Annotated in this window: 15 protein-coding genes and 2 tRNA genes; 10 read left to right on the plus strand and 7 right to left on the minus strand. The window is 59.1% G+C overall.

Going from position 1 to position 18,218, the window contains the following annotated elements:
- Positions 1-2 precede the first annotated feature (2 nt).
- Positions 3-1,097, minus strand: coding sequence for an ABC transporter substrate-binding protein (locus H2Z84_RS07250; protein WP_309545451.1), 1,095 nt, complete (start codon positions 1,095-1,097; stop codon positions 3-5).
- A gap of 67 nt (positions 1,098-1,164) precedes the next feature.
- On the minus strand, positions 1,165-1,650 hold the full coding sequence (locus H2Z84_RS07255; protein WP_089085887.1) for an Lrp/AsnC family transcriptional regulator: 486 nt from the start codon (positions 1,648-1,650) through the stop codon (positions 1,165-1,167).
- 484 nt (positions 1,651-2,134) lie between these two features.
- Between H2Z84_RS07255 and hppD the strand changes: the two genes are divergently transcribed.
- From hppD to H2Z84_RS07290, 7 genes are all read left to right on the plus strand, one after another.
- Positions 2,135-3,217: a 4-hydroxyphenylpyruvate dioxygenase gene (hppD, locus tag H2Z84_RS07260; protein ID WP_181835381.1), complete on the plus strand. Its 1,083-nt coding sequence runs from the start codon at positions 2,135-2,137 to the stop codon at positions 3,215-3,217.
- Between the two features lie 98 nt (positions 3,218-3,315).
- Positions 3,316-4,446, plus strand: coding sequence for a homogentisate 1,2-dioxygenase (locus H2Z84_RS07265; protein ID WP_181835382.1), 1,131 nt, complete (start codon positions 3,316-3,318; stop codon positions 4,444-4,446).
- Between the two features lie 66 nt (positions 4,447-4,512).
- Positions 4,513-5,496 carry a fumarylacetoacetate hydrolase family protein gene (locus tag H2Z84_RS07270; protein WP_181835383.1) on the plus strand — a complete coding sequence of 328 codons (984 nt, stop codon included), beginning with the start codon at positions 4,513-4,515 and terminating at the stop codon, positions 5,494-5,496.
- Entirely contained in the window at positions 5,489-6,133 is a 645-nt protein-coding gene (gene maiA / locus H2Z84_RS07275; protein WP_181835384.1) for a maleylacetoacetate isomerase, read from the plus strand. Before H2Z84_RS07270 ends, maiA begins: the two co-directional genes overlap by 8 nt.
- A 142-nt stretch (positions 6,134-6,275) precedes the next feature.
- Positions 6,276-6,351: transfer RNA gene (locus H2Z84_RS07280), tRNA-Phe, on the plus strand.
- A 20-nt stretch (positions 6,352-6,371) separates the two neighbouring features.
- Positions 6,372-6,447: transfer RNA gene (locus H2Z84_RS07285), tRNA-Phe, on the plus strand.
- A 93-nt stretch (positions 6,448-6,540) separates the two neighbouring features.
- On the plus strand, positions 6,541-7,368 hold the full coding sequence (locus H2Z84_RS07290) for a Cof-type HAD-IIB family hydrolase (RefSeq protein WP_220272727.1): 828 nt from the start codon (positions 6,541-6,543) through the stop codon (positions 7,366-7,368).
- 76 nt (positions 7,369-7,444) lie between these two features.
- Here the strand turns inward: H2Z84_RS07290 and ptsG are convergent, their stop codons facing one another.
- The 3 genes from ptsG to H2Z84_RS07305 form a co-directional block, all read right to left on the minus strand.
- Entirely contained in the window at positions 7,445-9,226 is a 1,782-nt protein-coding gene (gene ptsG, locus H2Z84_RS07295; protein WP_181835386.1) for a PTS glucose transporter subunit IIBC, read from the minus strand.
- Positions 9,227-9,313: 87 nt separating this feature from the next.
- Positions 9,314-11,827: a phosphoenolpyruvate--protein phosphotransferase gene (gene ptsP, locus H2Z84_RS07300; protein WP_181835387.1), complete on the minus strand. Its 2,514-nt coding sequence runs from the start codon at positions 11,825-11,827 to the stop codon at positions 9,314-9,316.
- 441 nt (positions 11,828-12,268) lie between these two features.
- The gene (locus H2Z84_RS07305; RefSeq protein WP_181835388.1) at positions 12,269-12,661 is read right to left on the minus strand and encodes a DoxX family protein; all 393 of its coding nucleotides are present in this window, start codon (positions 12,659-12,661) and stop codon (positions 12,269-12,271) included.
- A 128-nt stretch (positions 12,662-12,789) separates the two neighbouring features.
- Between H2Z84_RS07305 and H2Z84_RS07310 the strand changes: the two genes are divergently transcribed.
- The gene (locus tag H2Z84_RS07310; protein WP_181835389.1) at positions 12,790-13,707 is read left to right on the plus strand and encodes a LysR family transcriptional regulator; all 918 of its coding nucleotides are present in this window, start codon (positions 12,790-12,792) and stop codon (positions 13,705-13,707) included.
- Positions 13,708-13,731: 24 nt separating this feature from the next.
- Here H2Z84_RS07310 and H2Z84_RS07315 read toward each other — a convergent pair whose 3' ends face one another.
- Positions 13,732-15,030 (minus strand): dicarboxylate/amino acid:cation symporter, encoded by a 1,299-nt coding sequence (locus H2Z84_RS07315; protein ID WP_181835390.1) that lies wholly within the window; start codon positions 15,028-15,030, stop codon positions 13,732-13,734.
- Positions 15,031-15,383: 353 nt separating this feature from the next.
- Between H2Z84_RS07315 and H2Z84_RS07320 the strand changes: the two genes are divergently transcribed.
- Positions 15,384-16,373, plus strand: a complete 990-nt coding sequence (locus tag H2Z84_RS07320; protein ID WP_181835391.1) for a DNA-binding protein — start codon at positions 15,384-15,386, stop codon at positions 16,371-16,373.
- A 10-nt stretch (positions 16,374-16,383) separates the two neighbouring features.
- On the opposite strand, the gene H2Z84_RS07325 is transcribed toward H2Z84_RS07320, so the two are convergent.
- Positions 16,384-16,989: a MarC family protein gene (locus H2Z84_RS07325; protein ID WP_103526307.1), complete on the minus strand. Its 606-nt coding sequence runs from the start codon at positions 16,987-16,989 to the stop codon at positions 16,384-16,386.
- A 138-nt stretch (positions 16,990-17,127) separates the two neighbouring features.
- Here H2Z84_RS07325 and H2Z84_RS07330 point away from each other — a divergent pair, with 138 nt between their 5' ends.
- Positions 17,128-18,144: a DMT family transporter gene (locus H2Z84_RS07330; protein WP_181835392.1), complete on the plus strand. Its 1,017-nt coding sequence runs from the start codon at positions 17,128-17,130 to the stop codon at positions 18,142-18,144.
- The last annotated feature ends 74 nt before the right edge of the window (positions 18,145-18,218 follow it).

The raw sequence follows: 18,218 nt of genomic DNA on the forward strand, positions 1-18,218 counted from the left end.
TCCTAGTTCAGCACAGCGCTGAAACGAAAGGTGTAGTGCTGCAGGGCCGGGTTGGCAAATTTGCTGAATTGCCTGAAACGGATGCTGCTGAAATCATTATTGGCAAACTGCTGCAAAAAGCGCTGGGCCTGTGTGGCAGAGATGGCGCTGAACATGGCAGGCTGTAGCAGCAGTCCTTCGTCGGCGAAATCGTGGCCGTGCTGATAGTCATACAGTAGCACCAGACTCCAGGCTCCGGTCATGAAGTGGCCGGCTGCCAGGGCGCTGATCCGGCCTTGCCGGCGCTCGTGCATGGCTTGCGACGAGTTGTTGATGGCGCTGAGCAGTACTTCGCGGCCGGGCTGCTGGCCGTGGCGGCGGATGGCTTCCTCCAGGCCGAAAGCCATTTCGTCATTGGCGGCCCACACCAGATTGATCTGTGGATAGCGTTGTAGCAGCCATTGCCCCTGTTGCAAGGCGCGCTGGCGTTCCCATTCGCCGTAGACCAGCTGTGTCAGCTTGGCTTGAGGATGTGCGGCCAGCACGCGCTGGGCCGCGGCTACACGCTCGGTCGAGGCCGGGGTGGCGTGATCGCCCGCCATCATCAGCACATGCAATGGTGTGCCGGCGGGAAACCGCCGGCCAGCCTCGGCCAGTAGTCCCTGCATGGTGAGTGCTCCGGCCATGGCATTGTCCGGTGCCAGCGAACCCAGCCAGTGCTTGAGTCTTTGCCGTGGCTGGCCGCTATTTTGCAACTGGGTGGGGGTGAGTTGGTTGAAGCTGAGAAAGCAGGGGATGCCGGCCTGATCGGCCAGCGAGAGCATGGCCGGGCCGGTCAGTTTTTCGTTGACCAGCAACAGGTAGTCCGGTTTGTGGCGGCGCTGGGTGACGGCACGGGTCAAGTTGACCATCTGCAGTGGATCGCGCTCGGCATATAACACCTCCAACTGGATATCCAGTTGCTGTGCGGCCGCTTGCATGGCTCGTGTGGCACTGAACCAATACGCTTCGTCATGGCGCCCCGGCGAAATGAACGTGACCGAAAATGCCCATGCTGTGCTGTGCAACATTATTGCAACAGCAAGGGGCAGGATGTGCAGTCGTCGGATCACGGTCATACCGGGGCCTTTGCTTATTCCTCCAGGATATATCGGATGGCGCAGTGACTCAGGCAGGCATTCCAGCTCACAGACTTCTGAGCTGGCTGAGCGGTAGCGAAGTGGTGCGCTTGATTTCTTTCAGGACAAAGCTGGATTTCACATCCTCCACGCCTTGCTGTTGTAGCAGCTCATCCATGACAAAGCGCGAGAAATGTTCCAGATCTTCAAAATAAACTTGCAGCAGATAGTCCATTTCCCCAGTCATTGCAAAGCAATTGATCACTTCCGGCCAGCGCTGGACCGCATCAATGAAACTTTGCACATGTGTATTGCCACGCTTCTCCAGCACGACACGCACATAGGCTTGCAGGCCCAGGCCGATTTTGGCCGGATCGAGCAAGGCGACATATTGGCGGATGACGCCGGACTCCTCCAGTTGCTTGAGACGTCTCAGGCAAGGTGAGGGAGAGAGGGCGACTCTTTCCGCAAGCTCCACATTGGTCAACCTGCCATTGAGCTGTAGCTCCGACAGGATGCGCAAGTCTGTCTTATCTAGCGTAAGACTTGGCATGTAAACTCCTCTGATTTGAATTTTTTGAAATTATATTTCTAGTTATTGTTTGTCTGGGGAATGTTTGCAAGAAAATTGCTAGGCATTTTCCCTAGAATAAATAGCCTAACCCGGACATTTTACACGGTGGCGCGAGATCACTGGATAATGTCGGCAAAGATAGAGGAGAGCCCCGGTGAGACACACACAATCGTGCCGCCAGGGAAAGGCGATGGCGCTGGCTGTCGCATGGCATGGTCCATCCCACCGGTACCCTCTGCCACATCCGGCTTGTTGAGGCTGGTCTGTTGCGTGCACCGCTGCCCTGCGGGGCTGCCTGCTGACTAGCCAATACGCTGCCCGTTCCTCCGCTTTGTCCATTGTCCCCCGCCTTGACTCCTGCTGCCTTGCATGGCCGGTTGTGACCCTTGCCGTATTGCACATCAGCCATGGCGGCCGGCTTGTGATCCAGGTCGGCACTGCCAATGGATAAAGAGGAGAAATGATGAAAATGGAAGCACTGCTGCAAAACCCGCTGGCGACCGACGGCTTCGAGTTTGTCGAGTACACCGCCCCCACCGAGCAAGGCATTGCCGATCTGCGCCAGCTGTTCCTGTCGCTGGGTTTTATCGAAGTGGCCCGCCATCGCAGCAAGAATGTCAGCCTGTACCGCCAGGGCGACATCAATTTCATCCTGAATGGTGAACCGTCCCAGCCGGCCAATGAGTTTGGCAAGGTGCACGGCCCATCGGCCTGTGCCATGGCCTGGCGCGTCAAGGATGCGGCCAAAGCCTATGACTATGCGCTGGCCCATGGTGCCAAGCCTTATGTGCGCCCCATCGGCATGATGGAGCTGAATATTCCGGCGGTGGAGGGGATTGGTGGTTCGGCACTGTACTTTGTCGATCGTTATGGCCCGAACCACAATATCTACGATGTCGATTTCCTGCCGCTGGAGGGGGTCGACCAGCACCCGGCTGGTGTCGGCCTGGTTGAGATCGACCACCTGACCCACAATGTTTTCCGCGGCAATATGGCGAAATGGGCTGGCTTCTACGAAGGCATCGGTAATTTCCGCGAAATCCGCTATTTCGACATCGAAGGCAAGCTGACCGGCCTGGTGTCCAAGGCCATGACCAGCCCCTGCGGCAAGATCCGCATCCCCATCAATGAGTCTTCCGACGACAAGAGCCAGATCGAAGAATTCCTGCGCGAATACCATGGTGAAGGCATCCAGCACATTGCGCTGACCACGCGTGACATCTACCAGACGGTGGAAACGCTGAAAGCCGCCGGCACCCGCTTCCTGGATACGCCGGACACCTATTATGACAAGGTGGATAGCCGCGTGGCCGGCCATGGTGAAGATCTGGCCCGCCTGCGCAAGAACAGCATCCTGATTGATGGCGCACCGGTAGAGGGGGCGGGCATCCTGCTGCAGATCTTCACCGAAACCGTCATCGGGCCGATTTTCTTTGAAATCATCCAGCGCAAGGGTAATGAAGGGTTTGGCGAGGGCAACTTCCGTGCCCTGTTCGAATCCATCGAAGAAGACCAGATCCGCCGTGGTGTGCTGAAGGCTGACTGAGCCGGATGGTGACTGTGCGGCGAACAGCTTGTCTGTTCGCCGATCTGCAAAATCGATAGCCGGTGGCGCTTGCTGCGCCATATGGCAAGGAATGGCCCATGCGCAAATGGATAAGTTTCCCGCACCGGGAAGGGACAATTTCCCGTCAGGCTCATGCCGATCTGCCGGCCGAGGGCATTTATGAACGAGAAGTCGGGCGCAGCGGTTTTTTCGGCCCGGCTACCCATCTGCATCACAAGCACCCGCCCACCGGCTGGTCGGCCTGGGAAGGCCCGCTCAAGCCGCGTGCCTTTGATTTGAATGAGCTGCCCAAAGAAACGGCTGCTCCGTGGGGCGCGCCGCTGGTCTTGCATAACAGCCAGTGCCAATTCCGTATCTGGACCTGCAGCCAGGCCATGACCCAGTTGTTCCGCAATGGCGACGGCGACGACCTGCTGTTCATCCATGCCGGCAGCGGCGAGCTGTTTTGCGACTACGGCCATCTGAGCTATCGCGATGGTGATTACATCCTGATTCCGCGTTCCACCAGCTGGCGCATCGAGCCGGCCGACACCACCACCATGCTGCTGATCGAGGCCAGTAATGGCGCTTACCAACTGCCGGACAAGGGACTGGTGGGGCCGCATGCCATCTTCGACGAGGCCATGCTGGATGTGCCGGCCATCGACGATGCCTTCAAGGCGCAGCAGACCGAGGACGAGTGGCAGGTGGTGATCAAGCGCCTGAATGCGCTGTCCACCGTGACCTATCCGTTCAATCCGCTGGATGCCATCGGCTGGCACGGTAATATCGCCGTGGCACGTATCAACTGGCGCGACATCCGCCCCTTGATGAGCCATCGTTACCATCTGCCGCCATCGGCACACAGCACCTTTGTGGCGGATGGTTTTGTGATCTGCACCTTTGTGCCGCGTCCGATCGAATCCGACCCTGGTGCATTGAAGGTGCCGTTCTATCACAACAACGACGACTACGACGAAGTCATCTTCTATCACGCTGGCGACTTCTTCAGCCGTGACAACATCAAGCCCGGCATGCTCACCTTCCACCCGGCCGGCTTTACCCATGGCCCGCATCCCAAGGCATTTGCCAAGGCCATGAGTGAGCCGAAGAAATTCACTGACGAAGTGGCGGTGATGATAGATACCCGCAGCGCACTGGAGCAGGGGCCGGGTCTGCCTGCCGTAGAGTGGGCCGGCTATGTCGATAGCTGGAAGCCCAAGGTCTGAGCCGCATCATCCCCTGATCGCCTCCCGCGACCGGTCAAGGCCGGTCGGTGAGCAGAAAGAACACACATGAAACTTGCCACCTACCAAAATCACACCCGCGATGGCCAGCTGATGGTCGTCAGCCGCGATCTCACCCGCGCCGTCGCCGTTCCGCATATCGCCGCCAGCCTGCAAGCCGCACTGGATGACTGGGGCCGCTGTGAACCGGCCTTGCAGGAAGTCTATGCCGCCTTGAACCAGGGGCCGGTCAACGGGGCTGTCGATTTCGACCAGGCCGCCTGCCACAGCCCCTTGCCGCGTGCCTACCAGTGGGCCGATGGCAGTGCCTATCTCAATCACGTGGAGCTGGTGCGCAAGGCGCGCGGTGCCGAAGTGCCGGCCAGCTTTTACCACGACCCGCTGATGTATCAGGGCGGCTCGGACGCCTTCCTGCCACCCCATGCGGCCATTCCGCTGGCCGATGTCAGCTGGGGGCTGGATTTCGAGGGCGAAGTGGCGGTGATTACCGATGATGTACCGCTGGGGACAGTTGCTGCAGAGTGTGCCAGCCATATCCGCCTGCTGATGCTGGTGAACGATATCACCCTGCGCAACCTGATTCCGGCCGAGCTGGCCAAGGGTTTCGGCTTCTTCCAGAGCAAGCCGGCCACTGCTTTCTCACCGGTGGCAGTTACCCCGGACGAGCTGGGTGCCGCCTGGCGCGATGGCAAGGTGCATCTGCCACTGCGCGTGGAATACAACGGGGCGTTGTACGGCGAACCCCAATGCGGGGTGGAGATGCAGTTCAGTTTTGCGCAACTGGTGGCGCATGTGGCGAAAACCCGCCAGCTGGCGGCCGGCTCCATTGTTGGCTCCGGTACCATTTCCAATCACGACCGCAGCACCGGCTCCTGCTGCCTGGCCGAGCAGCGCATGATAGAGATCATCGAAAGTGGCGAGGCGCGCACGCCTTTCATGCAGCCGGGTGACCATGTCCGTATCGAAATGCTGGATGCCAGCGGACAGTCGATTTTCGGTCGTATCGATCAGCGGGTGATGGGCAATGACTGAGCGTGTGCTGTATGGCTACTACCGCTCCAGCGCGGCTTATCGGGTGCGCATTGCGCTCAATCTCAAAGGCCTGCAATACCGGCAGCAGCCGGTCAATCTGCTCAAGGGTGAGCAGCGTGCCCCGGCCTATCTGGCGCTTAATCCGCAAGGCTTGGTACCGGCGCTGCTGGATAATAGCCAGTTGCTGAGCCAGTCGCTGGCCATCTGTGAATATCTGGATGAAGCCTATCCGGATACCCCGGCGCTGTTGCCATCCGGCCTGATCGAGCGCGCCCGGGTGCGTGCACTGGCGCTGAGCATTTGTGCTGACATTCATCCCTTGCACAATGCCCGTGTGCTCAAGTATCTGGAGACCGAGCTGGGCCAGGACGATGTGCAGAAAACCCAATGGATACGTCACTGGATTACCACCGGCTTTACTGCGCTGGAGCTGCAGCTGGCCAGCCAGCCAGCCACTTATGCCTGTGGCGATGCCCCTGGCTTGCTGGATGTCTGCCTGGTGCCGCAGGTGTTTGCTGCACGGCGTTTCGGCGTGGATCTGGCAGCTTTCCCGCATATCGTGCGGGTGGATGCGGCCTTGAGCGCGCTGCCAGCGGTACAGGCCGCACACCCGGCACAGCAGCCGGATGCCGTTTAGTGCAGCAGCACAATGCCGCGACGCTAAGCAGCGTGACGGCCGAATGCCATGGCTTTAAAGCGGTATTTGAAAAAAATCTTGACGCGGCAAGCTGGCTCTGATTAAATGCGTGGCTCTGATGACGCGAAAGCGTAGCAGTGATGGCCAGTTAGCTCAGTTGGTAGAGCAGCGGATTGAAAATCCGCGTGTCCGTGGTTCGATTCCGCGACTGGCCACCAAATCACCGCAGCTGTCAGACGGCCAGTTAGCTCAGTTGGTAGAGCAGCGGATTGAAAATCCGCGTGTCCGTGGTTCGATTCCGCGACTGGCCACCAGAATACAAAAAAAGCCAAGCTTACCGCTTGGCTTTTTTGCATTGGTGCGGCGTGCCTGGTGTAGTCCTGCGGCTACATGGTGGCAGGTGTAAAATGGCCAGCTCCCACTACAAGCGGAGTTTTGCCGTGTACCGTTTCATCGCCTCCGACCTGGACGGCACCCTGCTGGATGAACACCACGCCGTCAACGCGCTCACCGCGCAAACCCTGCAGCAGCTGGAGGCCCAAGGCCTGCGCTTTGCCCTGGCCACTGGCCGTCATTATCTGGATGTGAAAGGCATACGCGATGCGCTGGGGATTTCCGCCTACCTGATCAGCTCCAACGGTGCCCGCGTGCATGACCCGGACAATCGCCTGATCCACAGCAGCAATCTGGACCCCGCTATCGTGCGCCAGATTGCCCAGCCGGAATTTGCCGCCGGCACCATACTCAATTTCTATCTGGACGATGCCTGGCTGATTGATCAGCCCTACCAGTACCTGCTCGACCTGCATGCCGATTCCGGCCTGCATTACCAGATCGAGGCGCTGCATCAGCATGATGGCGCGGGTGTCGGCAAGGTGCTGTATATCGCCGATCATGCCCATTTGCTGACCGTGGAGGCCAAGCTGCACCAGGCGCTGGGCGACTCGGCCTATATCACCTTCTCGGCCGACAACTGCCTGGAAGTGATGGCACCAGGTGTGTCCAAGGGCCATGCCTTGCGGTTGGTGCTGGACGAGCTGGGCATCAGCACGGCCGACTGCCTGGCCTTTGGTGATGGCCAGAACGATATCGAATTGCTGCAAACGGCTGGTCACCCGCGGGTGATGGCCAATGCCCACCCACGGCTGGCCTCGCAGCTGCCGCAGGCGGCCACGGTGGCCAGCAATGTCGAGTCCGGCGTCGCCCTGCATCTGCGCCAGTTATTCGCCTTGTAAGCGTTCTTCGCCGCGCCATGAGCGCACATGAAAAAGGGCTGCCAGTGGCAGCCCTTTTGTGTTGCAGATAGGCGGATCAGCCTTGTAGTGCCTGTGCCAGTACGGCGGCCTGTTCGCCCACCACCAGATGCCACACACCCGGCTGGGTCTGCACGCAGGCCACCACGCCGGCTTGCTGGGCCGCAGCCTGATCAAACACCGCCGCCTGCTTCAGCTCAACCCGCAGACGGGTATGGGCGATGGCTTCCACCTTTTGCACATTGCCACGGCCACCCAGTGCGGCCAGCACGGCTGCTGCGGTGGCGGCCACTTGCGGATCGGCGGCCACGGCTGCCGGCGCTGCTGCTGTGCTAACCGTGGCGGCAGGGGCGGCGCTGGCGGCGGCTGCCGGCAGTTCGGCATCGTCACCGGCGGTTTTCAGGTAGATCTCCATATCGGTTTTCAGGTTTTCCGATTGCGGTCCGAAAATGGCCTGAATGCCGCTACCCACCTGTACCACACCCGATGCACCCATGGACTTGAGCTTGGCCTGGTCGACATGGGCCGGGTTTTTCACCGCAATACGCAGACGGGTGATGCAGGCGTCCAGATTGGTGATGTTGCTGCGGCCACCAAAGGCCAGTACCAGGGCACGGGCGCGCTGGTCTTCACTGACTGCGGCCTGTGCTTCGCCGCTTTCATCTTCACGACCCGGAGTTTTCAGGTTGAACTTGAGGATGACGAAGCGGAACACGCTGTAATAGATGACCGCGTAGATCGGGCCGAGGATGAACACATACCAGGCGTGATGCGACTTGTTGCCGATCAGGTTGAACATCAAAAAGTCGATGCCACCTTGCGAGAAGGTAAAGCCCATGTGCATATCCAGCGTATTGGCGACGAACTGCGCCGATGCCGCCAGGCAGGCATGGATGAAGTACAGCACCGGAGCCACGAACAGGAAGGCAAATTCGATGGGCTCGGTAATGCCGGTCAGGAAAGAGGTGAGCGCGGCGGAAATCATGATGCCGCCCACTTTCACCCGGTTTTCCGGCTTGGCCGTGTGCCAGATGGCAATGGCAGCAGCCGGCAGACCGAACATCTTGAACAGGAAGGCACCTGACAGCACGCCGGCCGTCGGGTCGCCAGCAAAGAAGCGGTTGATGTCGCCGTGGATGTGCTTGCCGCTGGCATCGACAAAGTCACCCATTTCAAAGAAGAAAGGCACGTTCCAGATGTGGTGCAGGCCAAACGGAATCAGCAGGCGCTCGACAAAGCCGTAGACGGTGGCTGCAGTGCGCGGATCGCTCACGGCAGCCCACTGCGAGAAGCTCTTGATGGCGCCGCCAATGGGTGGCCAGACAAAGGACAGCACTGCACCCAGCACGATGGCCGCCACGGCGGTGACGATGGGCACGAAGCGCTTGCCGGCAAAGAAGCCCAGGTACTGCGGCAGATTGATCCGGTAGTACTTGTTGAACATATAGGCAGCCAGACCACCGGCCAGGATGCCGCCGAATACGCCAGTCTGGATGGACGGCATGCCCATGATGGTGTCGGGTTTCACACCCATCAGCCCGGCCATCACGCCCAGCGTGGTGGTCATCACCAGGAAGCCGATGGTGGCGGCAATGGCGGCTACGCCGTCGTTTTCGGTAAAGCCCAGCGCCACGCCCACCGCAAAGATCAGTGGCAGATTGCCGAAGATCACGTCGCCGGCGTTTTTCATCAGCGACAGGATGGCCAGCAGCACGGTGCTCTGGGTGTGGAAATCGGTGGCGCCAATACCCAGCAGCAGGCCTGCCACCGGCAATACGGCTACCGGCAGCATCAGCGATTTGCCGATTTTCTGCAGAAAAGCGAAGGATTGATCAAACATGATAGTGATTCCTGCGTAATGCCCCCAGCCGCCGGGCGGTGGGAGCCAGCACCGTCCGGGCCAGCCGGACGGCAGGTTTCATTGCGCTTAACGCGTCTGTTGCGCCAGATGGCTGCGCACTTCTGCCACGGTAGAGAGCGCCAGTACCTGCTGCGCCAGTGCGCGGCATTCGTCCATGCTCCAGCGCGCCAGTGTGGCCTTGACCGTCGCCACCGACGGCGTGCTGACCGACAGCTCGCTCACGCCCAGGCCAACCAGTACCGGTGCCGCACGTTCGTCAGAAGCCAGGCCACCGCACACACCCACCCACTTGCCGTGGGCGCGCGCACCGTCGCAGGTCATGGCAATCATGGCCAGTACGCCCGGATGCAGGGCATCGGCCTGTTTGGCCAATTGCGGATGGCCACGGTCCATTGCCAGTACGTACTGGGTGAGGTCGTTGGTGCCGATGGAGAAGAAGTCCACTTCCGGGGCAAAGCGCCCAGCCAGGATGGCCGCCGATGGCACTTCCACCATGATGCCTACCTTGACGTCGGCGTGTCCGCTGGCAGCTTGCTCTTCGGCCAGAATGGCCTTGGCGGCGCGCAGTTCATCCAGCGAAGCCACCATGGGGAACATGATGTGCAGGCGGGTGAGCGGCGCGGCCTGCAGAATGGCGCGCAGCTGGGTGCGTAGCAGATCGGGGCGATCCAGGCTGACGCGGATGCCGCGCAGGCCGAGGAAGGGGTTGTCTTCCTTGGGCAGTGGCAGGTAGGACAGCGGCTTGTCGCCACCCACATCCAGCGTGCGCACTACCAGCGGGCGATCGCTGCCCAGCTCGCGGGCCACTGCGCAGTATTCGGCAGCCTGTTCGGCTTCGGACGGTGCAGTGTCGCGGTTATCGAACAGGAATTCCGAACGCAGCAGGCCCACGCCTTCGGCACCGGCTTTCACGGCGTCACGGGCATCGGCGGCGTTGCGGATATTGGCTACCACTTCGATGCGGCTGCCGTCGCTGGTCTGTCCTGGCTGTTGCGACATGGCCTGTTCGGCGGCGCGGCGTTCGGCCAGTCGGGCGATGGCGGCTGCCGCCTCGGTTTTTTCTGTCTCGGTCGGGGCAATGTTCAGGGTGCCGGCGCTGCCGTCCAGAATCACCTCACGGCCATCTTCCAGTGCCAGGGCGGCCTGGGAGATACCGCAAATGGCCGGAATGCCCAGTGAGCGGGCTAGGATGGCCACGTGGCTGGTGGCACCACCGGTTCGGGTGCAGAAGCCCAGGACCTTGGTCGGGTCCAGCGCCGCGGTGTCGGACGGGGCCAGGTCTTCGGCAATCAGGATGGAACCGGCCGGTACGTCCAGCTCGCTCTGTTTCACACCGGCCAGCAAGGCCAGCACGCGGCGGCCCACGTCGCGGATGTCGTTGGCGCGTTCACGCAGCAGGGCATTGTCCTGTGCTTCCAGGCGGGCGGAATAGGCGCTGAAAGCAGCACGCCAGGCCCAGGCAGCAGACTTGCCATCGGCCAGGCTGGCGTAGGTCAGTGCCAGCAGGTCCGGGTCTTGCAGCAGTTCCTGATGCATGGACAGGATGGCGCGCTTGGCCTGGTCTTGCAGCTGCGACTTGATGGCCTCGATCTGCTCGGCGGCTTCTTCGGTGGCGCGGGTGAAGTTTTGCTGTTCCACCACGCCGGCGGCACCGGCTTCAGCCACGTCGAATTCCTGCAGACGATGGTGGAAGATGCGGCCAATGGCGATGCCGGGCGAGGCACCCACGCCAGCCAGCACGCCTGCGCTGTCCTGCTGTACCGGCTGGGCGGCTACCGTTGTGACGGCAGTGGGTGCTTCGTCCAGGCTTTCGCCGCAACGGTCCAGCAGCAGCTGCGACAGCTCGGCAATGGCGGCGGCGGCATCGCTGCCGGTGGCCACAACCTGTACCTGATCACCGTTTACCGTAGCCAGGCCCATGATGCCGACCACCGATTTGGCATTGGCCAGCTTGTCACCCAGCTGCAGCTGGATGTCGGCAGCAAAGCGCTTGGCCGCGCTGGCGAATACCGCAGCAGGGCGGGCATGCAGGCCGGCCGGGTTGCTGATGGTAATGCTGTCGGAGCAGAGGGTTTCACCTTCGGCCTGCTGGGCTGCTTCGGCTGCGCCTTGCAGATCCAGCGTCATGATGATGCTTTTGCCAGCCTCGACCAGACCGCTGGCACAGGTGAGTTTTTCCACCACTTCGCCATTGGTGATGATGATCTGGGTGAGCAGGCTTTGTGCGCGGCGCGCCACCAGGTCCAGGTCGAAATCGATCAGCGGCTGTCCCGCTTTCACGTGCTGGCCTTGCTCCACCAGCGGCACAAAGCCTTCACCCTTGAGCATGACGGTGTCGATGCCGATATGGACCAGCACTTCGACGCCGTTGTCCGAGGTAATGGTCAGGGCGTGGTGGGCGGAGTGGATATTGCTGACAGTACCGCTGACCGGGGCCAGCAGCGAGCAGGAGGTCGGGTCCAGGGAAATGCCGTCACCCACCATTTTTCCGGCGAATACCGGATCGGGGACGGTGTCCAGGGCAACCAGCCACCCGGAAAGGGGGGCCAGAATGTCCAGTCGTGGCGCGGGAGAGCCCATGTGAAACTCCTCAGGAGTTGATTGCAACAGTTATTTTATTACGAGCGATTGTTGGGGCAGGATTAAGCCGCAACTTAGCGTCAAAGGCAAGTGCCTATTCAGCCCGTAGTACGCAAGAATATTGTTATTGCAGGAATAAACCTGTTTTTTAGCAGAGTTGTGTAGGCAGATTGCAACGTTGCTATCATGCCAATATTGTAATTTAGCTACAGTCTTAATGTGAAAGTGGCTTGATGGCCGTCAACAAAATCATCTACGGCTGCTGCAGCTTTGCCACAGTGTGGCGGGCTGACGAGGGAGTGGCTGTTCGCCCAGAGCACAGCCACTCCAGCATAGCCTTATGCCGGATGGCGACAAGGCTTGATGGTTTGGCGGAAGGACAAGTAAAAAGGGGCGATGCGCCGTGTCTGGCGCATCGCCCCTTGCTCGTTGGTGGATGGATCAGGCTTGTTGCTGGCCGGCCGGCTTGTCACCCAGCAGGAACAGGGCCAGCGAGCTGCTGATCAGGAAGGCCGAATATTCCCAGCCGCCGCCCTGATTGGTGAACATCCAGCCATTGGCACCATGTACCAGCACGATGGTGCCAGCCAGCAGCGGTACCAGCGCCAGGGCAACCCAGCGTGCTTTCAGCCCCAGTATCAGCAACAGGCCGCCCGCCAGTTCGGCGGCCATCGACAGGTAGCCGACGAAGCCGGGCAGGCCCAGGCTGGAAAAGAACTGGGCAGTACCAGCCGGGCCGAAGACGAACAGCTTGGTGGCGCCGTGTGCCAGATACATCAGGCCCAGCGACACGCGCAGGATGAGGGCGGACAGAGCGGGAGAGGTAATGTTCATGGTGAAAACTCCTGTAGCGGTATGGGCCCGGGTATGGGTGGGCGGTTGCAGTGGGTGTATTTGACCATGGGCATAAAACTGAATAAATATGCTATAAATTAAGATATTGTTTACTTATTGGAAATTATATGGACAGGTTTTCTGAAATACGCGCCTTTGTCACCGTAGCAGAGCAAGGCAGCTTCGCCGCCGCGGCAGACCGTCTCGACCTGTCGCGCGCCATGGTAACCAAGCTGGTGTCAGCACTGGAAACACGGCTGGGTGTACGGCTGATGCATCGCACCACGCGGCGCTTGTCGCTCACCGAGGCTGGCGAAACCTATCTGGCCCAGGCGGGTAGCCTGCTGGCCGAGCTGGAGGATCTGGACGCGCTGCTGTCGCAGGGGGCCAGCAAGGCCAGCGGCCGGCTGCGGGTGACTGCGCCGGTGTCGTTTGGCATGCGCTTTCTGGGCAGCGCCATTGCCGGTTTCCAGCGTCAGCATCCGCAGGTGGAAGTGGAGTTGTCGCTGAACGACCGCAAGGTGGATCTGGTGGAGGAGGGCTTTGACCTGGCCATTCGTGTGTCCAATCTGGCGGATTCCTCGCTGATTGCCCGGCCGCTGGCCAGAGTGCGCGACCGGCTGTGCGCCGCGCCGGATTATCTGTTGCGGCGTGGTGTGCCGCAGCATCCGGACGAACTGGCCGGGCATGATTGCCTGCTGTACACCCTGACCAGTCAGCCGACGCTGTGGGAGTACCAGGCGCCGGATGGCAGCACAGGCCGGGTCAAGGTGAAGGGTGGTTTGCGTGCCAATAATGGCGACATCCTCACCAATGCCGCCATCCAGGGCATGGGCATCATCCGTCAGCCGGAATTCCTGTTACAGCAGGCGCTGGCTGACGGGCGGCTGCAAGTCATCCTGCCGGATTACCAATGGGTGTGTCTGGATGTATCGGCGGTATACCCGGTGCGTCGCCATGTGCCGGGCAAGGTGCGGGTATTTGTCGATCATTTGGTGACCTTTTTTGCCGAGCAAAAAAATAGCCCGTCGGGTGACGGGCTGTAAGACTGACTGAAAAGGGGGCGGGTCTTAGTGCTTGGCCGGTACGGCTTCTACTTCCGGCAGCACTTCGCCGTTCAGCACGCGCTGCATGCGGTCCTGATCCAGTGCCTTTTCCCATTTGGCCACCACCACGGTGGCCACGCCATTGCCGATCAGGTTGGTGATGGCACGGGCTTCGGACATGAAACGATCCACGCCGATCAGCAGGGCCAGGCCTTCCACCGGCAGCTTGCCGCCCAGGGTGGCCAGGGTGGCGGCCAGGGTGATGAAGCCGCCGCCGGTTACTGCCGCCGCACCCTTGGAGGTCAGCAGCAGCACGCCGATGATGCCCAGCTCTTCACCCAGGCTCAGCTGCACATTGGTGGCCTGGGCAATGAAAATGGCAGCCATGGTCAGGTAGATGGAGGTGCCATCCAGATTGAAGGAATAGCCAGTGGGAATCACCATGCCCACTACCGGCTTGGCACAACCCAGGTGTTCCATTTTTTTCATCATGCCCGGCAGGGCGGATTCGGACGAAGACGTCCCCAGCACCAGTACAATTTCTTCCTTGATGTAGGCGAGGAATTTGAAAATGCTGAAACCGTTGAAGCGGGCGATGGCACCCAGTACGATGAAGACGAAAGCAAAGCAGGTCAGGTAGACACAGGCCATCAAAAAGCCCAGCTGCTTGAGCGAACCCACACCGTACTTGCCGATGGTGAAGGCCATCGCACCAAAGGCACCGATAGGGGCCAGCTTCATCAGCATGTTGATCACGCCGAACAGAGCGTGGGAGAACTCGTCCAGCATGGCAATGACGGTCTTGCCGCTGCTGCCCATGCGGGTGAGGGCCAGGCCCAGCAATACCGAGAACAGCAGCACCTGCAGGATTTCACCCGTAGCAAATGCGCCCACCACGGTATCCGGGATGATGTGCAGCATGAAGTCAACGGTATTCATGTCCTTGGCGCCAGCGGCGTACTTGGCTACCGATTTGGCATCCAGCGTGTGCGGGTCCACATTCAGCCCGGCACCCGGCTGCAGCAGGTTCACCACCACCAGGCCGATGACCAGCGCCAGCGTGGTTACCACTTCAAAGTACAGCAGTGCCTTGATGCCGACCCGGCCCACTTCCTTCATATCGCCCATCTTGGCAATGCCCACCACCACGGTGGAGAAAATGATGGGAGCGATCATCATCTTGATCAGCTTGATGAAGGCGTCGCCCAGCGGCTTCATCTTGGCGGCGGCTTCCGGATAGAAGGCACCCATCAAGACGCCGATGGTAATGGCAACCAACACCTGAAAGTACAGGCGTGAGTAAAGCGGTGTTCTGGCTTGCATGTCTGGTCTCTTGTTCGCAGATGTTCGGATATCGAGCGCTGTGCCGGGCCCTGCAGGGTCCTGTTATTAAGCGCCATCCTAGCAAGCGATCGGTTGCTAGCTAATTGCTGATATCCCTAAGCTGTGTCATTGGCCATCGGTAGATTCCGGCCCGCGGCAGATCTACTGGGCAGTGGTGGATGTTCGCTACAGGTATTTATTGCTGTTATTCTCAATTGTTTATTCAAATGGCAAGATGCACCCTGCTCCTGTCTTCATCCCAGCCATGGGCAGGTGCTGATCACTGCGCCTTCAGGCCGCTACTTGCGGCATGGCGGCTCATCCGGTGTGCGGTCTAAGAAAAGGAAAATGTCATGAGTCAGGCAGCCATCATTCCTGCGGATCTACGTGAACGCATCCACCAGCTTATGTCTCTGTTATCCCTGCAGCATGATCAGCAATGCTTCCCGCTGCTGGCTGATGTGTGCAGGCTGGCCGGGGTCGACATGAATGTCGCCAGCCAGCTGTACATGGAATGGCGTAAGAGCCAGCAGGCCAATATTGCCCCCTTGCCACAGGGCCTGCCTGGCGAACTCAATCAGCAGGCCGGGCTTGTTCTCGACCGTACCTGGCAGCAGGCGCAGCAGCGGGCCAATCAGTATGTGCGGTCAGCACAGGCTGCCTGGCAAGATGACCGGCAAGAACTGCTGGCCGAGCAACAGGATCTGGCCTTGCTGTGTGAACAACAGGCGCAGGAACTGGATGCCGTCCGACAGCATTTGAGCAAGGTGCTGGGGCTCACCGCAGGGCCGCAGGCGAACAGTGTGTATCAGCCTGCTACTGAGTTGGACGTTTTGCGGGATGAGCGGGTGCAGGCCTTGCAGCATCAACTGGATGATGCGCGGCAAGGCCGCGCGGCGGCTGAGCAGGCTTTACACCACATGCGTGAGCAAGCCCAGCGTACTGCCGCCCCTGTCCCGCAGGTAGAGCCACAGGATGAGCGAGTGTCAGCGTTGCAGCAGGACGTGGATGCCCTGCGTGGCAGTCTGGCACAGTCGGAGCAAGAGGCTGCCCAGGCACAACAGCTACACCGGCAAGCACAAGAAGAAATGGATGCGCTGCAGCACAAGTTGGAACAAATGCAGGAGGAGCTACGTACGCTGCGCTCGGACAAGGAAAGCGCCTATCGCGCGGTGGCCAATCTGCGCCAGCAACTGCAGCAGCTCAAGCAGATACAGCTGGCGACACCGGAAGAGCAGGCCGAGCGCCTGGCACGCCTGAAAATGCTGGCCTTCAGTCCCAGCCTGCCCAGCCAGCTCTCGGCAGATACGGAGCCGACCGAGCAAATATGGAAGGCCCGCTAGCCGCGAAAGCTCAGTGGAACTGGCGGATATAGGAAGCGACACCGCTAAGCAGCATCTCGATGGAAATGGCCGTCAGCACCAGGCCCATCAGCCGTTCCAGCGCGGTAATCGCTTGCTCGCCCAGTAGTTTCTGCAGACGTCCAGAAAACAGAAATACCACGGTAGTGACCAGCATGCAGATGGTGAGTGCGCCTATCCACTCCAGCATGCGCGCCGGCTCGCGGGTGGACATCAGCAACACCGTGGCCATCGCCGAGGGGCCGGCAATCAGCGGAATGGCAATCGGCACGATGAAGGGCTCGCCATGCATCTTGTCACTGCCGAACACGCTGCCGCCCTCGCTGGGGAAAATCATCTTCAGCGCAATCAGAAACAAAATCACCCCGCCAGCGACCTGCATCGACTGATCCGTCAGGTGCATCACATCCAGAAAATTGCGACCAAAGAACATGAAGGTCAGCAATACCAGAAATGCGATCAGGCATTCGCGATAGACCACCTTTTTACGCCGCTCCGGTTTGACTTGTTTGAGCGCACTGATGAACAGCGGGATATTGCCCAGCGGATCGGTAATCAGAATCAGCAAGACCGTGGCGGAAATGAAGGATGTTTGCATGGTGGTGTCGACGTGTTGGTGGAGGTGATGTTCTGTCTGTAGTGACAGCTATTTTCTTGATAGTTAGTTTTTGGGAAAAATGCTATTGCAATTGTACGACTGTTAAGTTAATGAAATTTTGTGTGGTGCTTGTAATGCTTGTCAATTGATATTGTTTATTTATTTTGGGTGCGTGTTATTTATTTTGGAGGCTATGCAATGGCCGGAAGCAAGAGCGTAAATTTTTATATGGCTTTGGGTGTGGCTGCCAATGCCCTGTGGGGAGCGGCTTTTGTCGTGCCGTATGCCTTGCATGATTTTCCCTCGGAATTGATTACCGTTTTTCGTTATGTAGTATATGGTGTCATGTCGATTATTATTTTAGTGCTGCTAGGCTTGGGAAATGTAAAGATTTCCTTGCCCATTTTCATGCTGGGAAATGCAATCTCATTCTGTGGCAATGTTGGCTATTATCTTTTCTTGACCTTGGGGGTCAAATATAGTGGCTTCGTTTATCCTGCGCTGATTATTGGATTGTTGCCAGTTTCTGTCATTCTGGTCGGCGCATTCCAGGACAAGGTGTGGTCGCTGCCTGGCTTGCTACCAGGTATTGGCTTGATTGTTTCTGGAATTGTGTTGATTAATTATTTGAATGTGAATGCTTCTTCAGGTCTATTGCTCAATGCTAATCATCTTCGTGGCATCATTTTTTCACTGATATCTTTATTGCTGCTTACCATGTATTGCATTGCTAATGCCAGTTTTCTTAAGTTGAATGCTGGTATTTCTTCATTGCGTTGGGCAGGTTTGTTGGGTATTTGCGCATTATGGCAAAGTCTCCTGCTTGCGCTCTTCGCGTATGTGTTCGCCGGGTATGATATGTCAGTGCTAAACGCTTATTCTGCCGACCGTTTAGCTGCATTTATATTCGGTGTCGTGTTTTTGGGTGTCTTTGTATCTTATCTGGCAATGTGGCTGTGGAATGTGTCGTCACGCCATGTTTCCAGCATTGTGGCAGGGCGAGTGCTTTGCCTAGAAACCATTTTTGCGCTGGCCTACGGTTATGCACTTGATGCTCGAATCCCGCGCGTATTCGAACTGCTAGGAATTTGCCTTATTGTGTTCGGCGGGTATCTTGTTCAGCGGCATGCAGAGGCCGCACGCCAGGATGCGTGAGCTAGCGTCGTAAAATCAGTCCTGCGCTCAATGCAGGAAGATAAACAAGGCCCGGCAATGCCGGGCCTTGTTTA

The sequence above is a fragment of the Aquitalea aquatica genome (assembly GCF_013911085.1).
Lineage (GTDB): Bacteria > Pseudomonadota > Gammaproteobacteria > Burkholderiales > Chromobacteriaceae > Aquitalea > Aquitalea aquatica.

Excerpts from the sequence above, each read along its gene's own strand:
- H2Z84_RS07290 (WP_220272727.1), top strand. The coding sequence starts at position 6,541 with ATGGCCAGCTCCCACTACAAGCGGAGTTTTGCCGTGTACCGTTTCATC.
- H2Z84_RS07320 (WP_181835391.1), top strand. The coding sequence starts at position 15,384 with ATGAGTCAGGCAGCCATCATTCCTGCGGATCTACGTGAACGCATCCAC.
- H2Z84_RS07270 (WP_181835383.1), top strand. The coding sequence starts at position 4,513 with ATGAAACTTGCCACCTACCAAAATCACACCCGCGATGGCCAGCTGATG.
- ptsP (WP_181835387.1), bottom strand. The coding sequence starts at position 11,827 with ATGGGCTCTCCCGCGCCACGACTGGACATTCTGGCCCCCCTTTCCGGG.
- H2Z84_RS07315 (WP_181835390.1), bottom strand. The coding sequence starts at position 15,030 with ATGCAAGCCAGAACACCGCTTTACTCACGCCTGTACTTTCAGGTGTTG.
- ptsG (WP_181835386.1), bottom strand. The coding sequence starts at position 9,226 with ATGTTTGATCAATCCTTCGCTTTTCTGCAGAAAATCGGCAAATCGCTG.
- H2Z84_RS07310 (WP_181835389.1), top strand. The coding sequence starts at position 12,790 with ATGGACAGGTTTTCTGAAATACGCGCCTTTGTCACCGTAGCAGAGCAA.
- H2Z84_RS07255 (WP_089085887.1), bottom strand. The coding sequence starts at position 1,650 with ATGCCAAGTCTTACGCTAGATAAGACAGACTTGCGCATCCTGTCGGAG.
- maiA (WP_181835384.1), top strand. The coding sequence starts at position 5,489 with ATGACTGAGCGTGTGCTGTATGGCTACTACCGCTCCAGCGCGGCTTAT.
- H2Z84_RS07265 (WP_181835382.1), top strand. The coding sequence starts at position 3,316 with ATGCGCAAATGGATAAGTTTCCCGCACCGGGAAGGGACAATTTCCCGT.
- H2Z84_RS07250 (WP_309545451.1), bottom strand. The coding sequence starts at position 1,097 with ATGACCGTGATCCGACGACTGCACATCCTGCCCCTTGCTGTTGCAATA.
- H2Z84_RS07325 (WP_103526307.1), bottom strand. The coding sequence starts at position 16,989 with ATGCAAACATCCTTCATTTCCGCCACGGTCTTGCTGATTCTGATTACC.
- hppD (WP_181835381.1), top strand. The coding sequence starts at position 2,135 with ATGAAAATGGAAGCACTGCTGCAAAACCCGCTGGCGACCGACGGCTTC.
- H2Z84_RS07305 (WP_181835388.1), bottom strand. The coding sequence starts at position 12,661 with ATGAACATTACCTCTCCCGCTCTGTCCGCCCTCATCCTGCGCGTGTCG.